The organism is Arthrobacter sp. CG_A4 (genome assembly GCF_035985125.1).
Taxonomy (GTDB): Bacteria; Actinomycetota; Actinomycetes; order Actinomycetales; family Micrococcaceae; genus Arthrobacter.
In genome coordinates this window covers 1-4995 of record NZ_JAXCID010000087.1, presented here as the reverse complement: position 1 = coordinate 4995, position 4995 = coordinate 1, and the positions used below count along the sequence as shown (strand labels likewise).

The 4995-nt window shown below is 61.5% G+C and carries 3 protein-coding genes; 1 reads left to right on the top strand and 2 read right to left on the bottom strand.

The genetic code is table 11. From position 1 onward, the window contains the following. The first annotated feature begins 796 nt into the window (after window positions 1-796). Window positions 797-2167 carry an IS1182 family transposase gene (locus RCH07_RS19035; RefSeq protein WP_442784871.1) on the top strand — a complete coding sequence of 457 codons (1371 nt, stop codon included), beginning with the start codon at window positions 797-799 and terminating at the stop codon, window positions 2165-2167. Between the two features lie 976 nt (window positions 2168-3143). Here the strand turns inward: RCH07_RS19035 and RCH07_RS19030 are convergent. Further along, window positions 3144-3521 (bottom strand): cytotoxic translational repressor of toxin-antitoxin stability system, encoded by a 378-nt coding sequence (locus RCH07_RS19030; RefSeq protein WP_326969056.1) that lies wholly within the window; start codon window positions 3519-3521, stop codon window positions 3144-3146. 68 nt (window positions 3522-3589) lie between these two features. Then, complete coding sequence (locus RCH07_RS19025; protein ID WP_326969055.1) at window positions 3590-4018, bottom strand: hypothetical protein; 429 nt, start codon at window positions 4016-4018, stop codon at window positions 3590-3592. Window positions 4019-4995 lie beyond the last annotated feature (977 nt).

Sequence of the window (4995 nt, the reverse complement as noted above, 5' to 3'; positions counted from 1 at the left end):
AACAACAAGATCCGAACGATGACCCGCAGGTCCTACGGATTCCACACACCCGAAGCCGCACTCGCCCTGATCATGCTCGCCTGCGGACCCGTCAGCATCAAGCTCCCATACCAGAGATAACGGAACCCACATCTCTGTCAGGAGAGCCCGATAATGGACCTTCGGTCAATTGGTAGGTGTGTTCCCGGCTTTCAAAGCGACGAGGGAAATCGGTTGGGCCCGTTGCGAGCGATGTCATCCAGAAAAGGTTGCCCATTCTGTGCCTTGATGCGGTGAGTGAGGGCCCTGGGCGTTGACCCACGAAACCATCGTAGACCAATCTCAGATTCCGTCTTCTGGGGCGAGGGCCCCGAAGACTTGCGCTGTTCCGCCAGCCGAGGTTAGTGCCATAGCTATCATTTCCTGATTGCAGCATGGCTCTGGCGAGTACTCGGGGAGTGAGTTCTGCGGGACGCAGCCAGGTCATGCGGCTCCCGACGATGTGGACCAGGAAGGGGGTTAAGGGAGGTGGAATCGATATGCAGAGACTAGCGACCGAGAGTCCTGCGGGCTCGCCCCAGAGTCCCCAACGAGCGAGGGCATGACCAGGCCGCTTCCGCTAGGTGCGTGGGTCATTAGTCGGGTAGCGGCGGGTTCTCGATTTTGGGTTTAAATCGCCGGGCCGGTTCCCGGGATTCGGCAGGGTCTCTGGGAAAATTGGGGTATGGATTCCGGTGCCGGTGAAGGCCTTTTTGACGAATCACTCGTAGAGCGGGTGGAGCTCCCGGCTGATGTCCCCATGGATGCCAACGGCGGGATCAACAAACGCTTCAAGGCGTTCGAGCCCGATGCGGTGATGCTGGTCCCGCCGTCGCTGGAGGAATGGTTGCCCCAGGGCCATCTGGCCCGGTTCGTTGGCGAGCTTGTGGACGATGAACTGGATCTGACCCGGTTCTATGCCTCCTATGCCAAGGCCAAGGGCCAGCCACCGTATGATCCGCGTCTGATGCTGCGGATCGTGCTGTACGGGTATTGCGTGGGGGTGCGGTCCTCGCGGGAACTGGAGCGGGCGTGCACGGATGTGGTCGCGTTCCGTTGGCTGTCGGCCCAGCAGGCCCCGGACTTCCGGTCGATCGGACGGTTCCGCGAACGCCACCTCGCGGCGCTGGGGAACGTGTTCCTTCAGGTCCTGGAACTCTGCCGGGCCGCGGGCATGGTCTCGTTGGGCCATGTCGCACTGGACGGGACGAAGGTCCGGGCCAACGCCTCCCGGCACAAAGCCATGTCCTACGCCCGGTTGACGGAAAAACAGAAGGTCCTGGCCGAGGAGGTCAGTGACCTGATGGCGGAGGCGAAGACCGTGGACGCGGCCGAGGACGCCCGGTTCGGGCCGGGCAAACGCGGGGATGAACTCCCCGCCGAGCTGGCCAACCGGGCCCGGCGCGCCGCCGCGATGGCCACGGCCCGGGCTTCCATCGAAGCCGAAGCCGCGGACAAGGCCCGCCGTGAGGCCCAGGAGAAAGCCCGGTCCCGCGGGGACGATGACGAGGACGTGACCGGGAAGGGTGATGCCGCCGCGGACGCGGCGGTCCCGAAACCGACGGCGCAACGCAACTTCACCGACCCGGACGCGAGGATCATGAAGACCGCGGACGGTTCCTACCACTACTGCTACAACGTCCAGGCCGTCGTTGATAAAGATCACCAGGTCATTGTTGCCACCGAACTGAACAACACCCCGGTAGACATCCAGCAACTGATCCCGATGGTGAAGAACGTGCAGGAGACCCTGGAGGCCATGCCCTCGAAGTGGAGCGCCGATGCCGGGTACTGCTCGGCGGCGAACCTGGAGCACGTCAAAGACCTCGAAACCGGCGGAGGCACCGAGTTCTTCATCTCCACCCGGCGGATGAAACACCACCAACCCGTCCCGGTATCGCCCAGGGGCAGGATCCCGGCGAACACGACCCTGGCCGAGCGGATGGCCCGGAAACTGAAAACGAAGAAGGGTAAGGCCGTCTACGCCCGACGCAAAGCCATCGTCGAACCGGTCTTCGGACAAATCAACACCCGGCAAGGCAAACACGTCCTCTTACGCGGGCTGGAGAAAGCATCCGGGGAATGGAAACTGATCGCCGGCTGCCACAACCTGCTCAAACTCTTCAGCTACCGGACCCAAACCGCCTGACCACCCCGGGGACGCGGCCACGGGATCGAAGCGGCAGGACCCGAACCCCACCCCACAGGGGCCTTCCAGGCTTCCTATCGCGAAAATGCCAGGAGGCCGGGCCCCCTTCCAGAAAGGAGACCCGGCCTCCGCGCCGTCACGACGCAAACCTGCGGAACCGGCAAACCGCTACCGACCCACGCACCTAGTGGAACCCGACGGACGGGTCAACATTGCAGGTACAGAGAGATGCCGCACCCTGTCAATTCGGGTGCGGCAGTTTGGGGAGGCCCTGGTGGGGAGGATCGGGGGTATGGACAGTGTCCACACTTTGGGTCACGGACTGGGCCGTACCGGTGCCGGACTGGCCCGGATGCCGCATGTTTAGTGTTTGCAGGGGCAGGAACCCGGTTCGAGTCCCACCTCGGGCACAGTGTTTCCGCAGGTCAGGAGCCTTTTTTGTGCTTTTTTCGTGTGGACAGTGTGCACACTCTAGCCGCTGATCTGATGTTCCGGGTGTGTGGGGTCCCGGAACGCCCTATCCGGTTGTGTAGGAAAGCGGCGACTACGGCGGACCGCGTGCCCCTTTGTGGGGTCTCTTCCGGGTGCTCATCCTCGTTCGTCCTTCCGTTGGGTTTCCCGTTCACCACTTCATGGTGGCCAAGTCCGCAGACAACATGATTTGCTGAGTGTTCTTTAGATCGACCGAGGGTTGCGGCCGGTCCGGAATTTCCGCTCTGATACCGGCCACCTGTTCATGCAGGAATGCGGGGGAGACGGCATGACATGGCAACTGATCCGGAGCAGACCATGAGTTGAGCTGCCGCGGACAGTCGGTAGGTGCGGCCAAAGTCGAGCCGATCCTGGAAACCGAGTCCCGTAGGTACAAGCTGGACGACGAATTCGCGAGCCGGGGCCAACGCTAACGTCCTGGTGATTCGGACGGCCGGCGCGAGGGGAGACCGCGGCCTCCCGATCCGTGGCCTCCGCCTAGTGTCTAAGGTTGTTTCGGGTCTGCTGTACTGGCCGTCCAGAAATCTTTCATGGCCTTCACGGCCTCCTCTTTCGTCATGGCGGCCACGGCCTCCTCCGGGATCTTTGCCGTTCTGGTCAGCAGGATGACCAACTCCAACGGCAACGCGTTCTGTGGCACCTCAGGTATGCCCCGGTCAGGCAGACTGCCATCGTTCACACATGCCCAGAATTCGTCCACGGTGACCTCTAGTTGGTCCTTGAGGATTGCACCCCAAAGAGAAGCACCATAGGTTGTCCTGTCCACGGGCCGTGAAATTCGTGTCCGCAGTATCCGCCCGTCATGCAACGCAAGTTCATAGGTGGCGTGGTGGCGGACTTTCTGGCCCAGCGCGTTCAGCACAGGCTGCCACTTTTCGATTTTGCAAAAGGACTCGTGGTCATCTCTGGTGGCGGGTGGGTACTTTTGGCTCACTGCGTGCGGCCGGTCAGCCACTCCGCCAACTGCTCATCAGTGGAGGCATCGATGATCTGAACCAGCGCCCAGTTTCCGTGGTGGTTCGGTGCTGTGCGCAAATGATCTTCCCAGTCTTCGGCGTAGTCTCGGAGGGCATCGATCAGGTCAAGGGTCGCCTCCTCGAGTGTCGTGCCCTCAGCTGCCAAGGGAAGACCCGGAATAAACATTGCCCATGCCCCGTCCTCAGGCACGACCTGAACATTCGCCGGTGTATTCCTCACCAGAAACGCACGGAGCCGGTCTGTGTTGACCACCGAAGCCGAACTTCCCCCACGCGTGACGACTGACAAGCCGCCGCGGTCGCTTGTATCAAGGATCGCCTTTAGGGACTTTCGGGCATCGGCAAAGCCAAAAGTGCGCCGCTCATTAGTTGGAGTAGTCATACGTTCATCATGCACGACGTACATGATGTACGTCAAGGACAATAAGTACATCACCATGGGTCGATCGCGTCGACTGGTTGTCCTCCCTAGATGAGTAAGTCCTATTGACAGGTTCCCTGTTACGGATTATTGAGGGTCCCGTGGCCAGATGCTGCGGGGCCCTCAGCCGTTAACCGCGACTGGAAGCACTTCGGAACGCCGGATACTTCACGTAGTCAGCCGACATGCCCGCCAGTTACCCGGTTCCGGCAGGGGCCTTCTGGACCTTTCACCAGCGGAGTACGCTCTCCGGTCATGCGGCTGTCGGCCAATCGGACCATGAATGCGCTGAAGGGAGGTAGGAGTGCTTTGAATAGGCCAGGGACCAAGAATGCCGCGTGGCCTGAGCAGGAATCACGCGACGACGCGGGCATGACCCGATTGCCGCTACGCGTTGACTCCTCCGTCGGGATCAACAGTCTCAGAACAAAGAATCGCCGCACCCCCGCGATGCGAGGTGCGGCTGGCAGTTGGTGTGAGGCCTTCGAAGGGGAGAAAAGGGGGTGTGCACAATGTGCACGCCCTGGACTTCGGACTGGGTCGTACTGGGGTCGGATCGGGCCGGATTCCTTATGTTTCCGGGAGTTCCCAGTGTTCGCAAGGCCTGGAACCCGGCTCGAGTCCCACCTCGGGCACGTTTTCCCACGTCAGGGGCTTGTAGGCCCCCGAGTGTGAACGAGCTGTGCACATGTAGGCCCCTTCGGGGGTTTTTTGGTGGCTTCGTGCTGCGGCCGGGGACACTTTCCTTTGGTGCGACGTTCTTGGCTTGCTACTTCTTCATGGCGTTCCCGGACTTACGCGACATGACATCCTTGCATCAGCCCAGAAGTGGGCTGGCGAAATGTGGGAATAGCAAGTTGATTTGGCCCCGGGTTAGTCGCTTGTTTTGGCCCCACCCCGGGTAGGGGTTTCCAGGTTGGCCGCCGGTGCGGCCGGGG

Excerpts from the sequence above, each read along its gene's own strand:
- RCH07_RS19025 (WP_326969055.1), bottom strand. The coding sequence starts at position 4,018 with ATGACTACTCCAACTAATGAGCGGCGCACTTTTGGCTTTGCCGATGCC.